Origin of the sequence: Micromonospora sp. BL1 (assembly GCF_003667485.1) — a bacterium.
GTDB classification, from domain to species: domain Bacteria; phylum Actinomycetota; class Actinomycetes; order Mycobacteriales; family Micromonosporaceae; genus Micromonospora; species Micromonospora tulbaghiae.
Genome location: NZ_RCVK01000263.1, coordinates 1 through 1,076 on the forward strand (window position 1 = coordinate 1; position 1,076 = coordinate 1,076).

The window sequence follows — 1,076 nt, forward strand, 5'->3', positions numbered from 1 at the left end:
CGGGGTGGCGAGGACCGGCCGGGTGGGATCATCGGGGGGTGAGCCGCGCCGATACCGTCCGTTTCCGTCACAACCAGGCCATCCTGGTCGCCGCGATCGTCGCCTTCATCGGCGCGCTGCCGCTGGCCTCCGCCCGCTGGTGGCTGCTCTGGGTGCTGCTCGTACCGCTCGCCGTCGCGGTCTGGGCGTGGCGGGCCGGCACCGACGCCGACGCCCGGGAACTGCGGCTGCGGGCGCTCGTCGGGCAGCGCCGGGTGCCGTGGGACCGGGTCGCCGAACTCGCCGGTGACGCCCGGGGCCGGGCGGTGGCCCGGCTCGACGACGGCGAGGTCGTGGTGCTGCCGGCGGTACGCGCCACCGACCTGCCCCAGTTGGTCGCCGTCACCGGCCAGGAGCTCTCCGGCACCGCCGGCGATCAGTAGCCGTCGACCACCCGGTTCGTCAGCTCCTCCCCGGCCACGTACCGGCGCAACTGCTCGCCCACCAGGCGGTACGCGCGGGGCAGCAGCCCGCGTACCGAGCCGCCGACGTGCGGGGTGAGCAGCACGTTCGGCAGCTCCCACAGGGGATGCTCGGCGGGCAGCGGCTCCGGGTCGGTGACGTCCATCGCCGCGCGCAGGCGGCCCGAGGTCAGCTCGGCGACCAGCGCCGAGGTGCGGGCCACCGGTCCCCGGGCGGCGTTGACGAGCAGCGCGCCGTCAGACATCGCGGCGAGGAAACGTTCGTCGACCATGCCCCGGGTCTGCTCGGTCAGCGGCACCAGCAGCACCACCACGTCCGCCTCGGGCAGCAGCGCGGGCAGCTCGTCGACCCCGTGCACGCCCTGGTCGGGCCGCGGCGTACGGGCCACGAGCGTGAAGCTCACCTTGAACGGGGCGAGCCGGTCGCGTACCGCGGTGCCGATCGAGCCGGCGCCGACGATCAGCACCCGCTTGCCGGCCAGCTCGTCGGTGGGCGCCACCTCGTCGTACGCCCACTCGCGCCGCGCCTGGGCGCGGGCCAGCGGCGCGAACCCGCGCAGCGAGGAGAGGATCGCGGCGACCACCCATTCGGCGGTGGGCGAGTCGTGCACCCCC

Annotated in this window: 2 protein-coding genes; one reads left to right on the forward strand and one right to left on the reverse strand. The window is 75.7% G+C overall.

Going from position 1 to position 1,076, the window contains the following annotated elements:
- The first annotated feature begins 38 nt into the window (after window positions 1-38).
- A complete protein-coding gene (locus tag EAD96_RS18520; RefSeq protein WP_121685183.1) occupies window positions 39-422 on the forward strand; it encodes a PH domain-containing protein in 384 nt (127 codons plus the stop codon).
- Here the strand turns inward: EAD96_RS18520 and EAD96_RS18525 are convergent.
- The coding region (locus tag EAD96_RS18525; RefSeq protein WP_121685184.1) for a 2-hydroxyacid dehydrogenase at window positions 416-1,076 on the reverse strand (661 nt) is incomplete at its 5' end. The genes EAD96_RS18520 and EAD96_RS18525 overlap by 7 nt on opposite strands.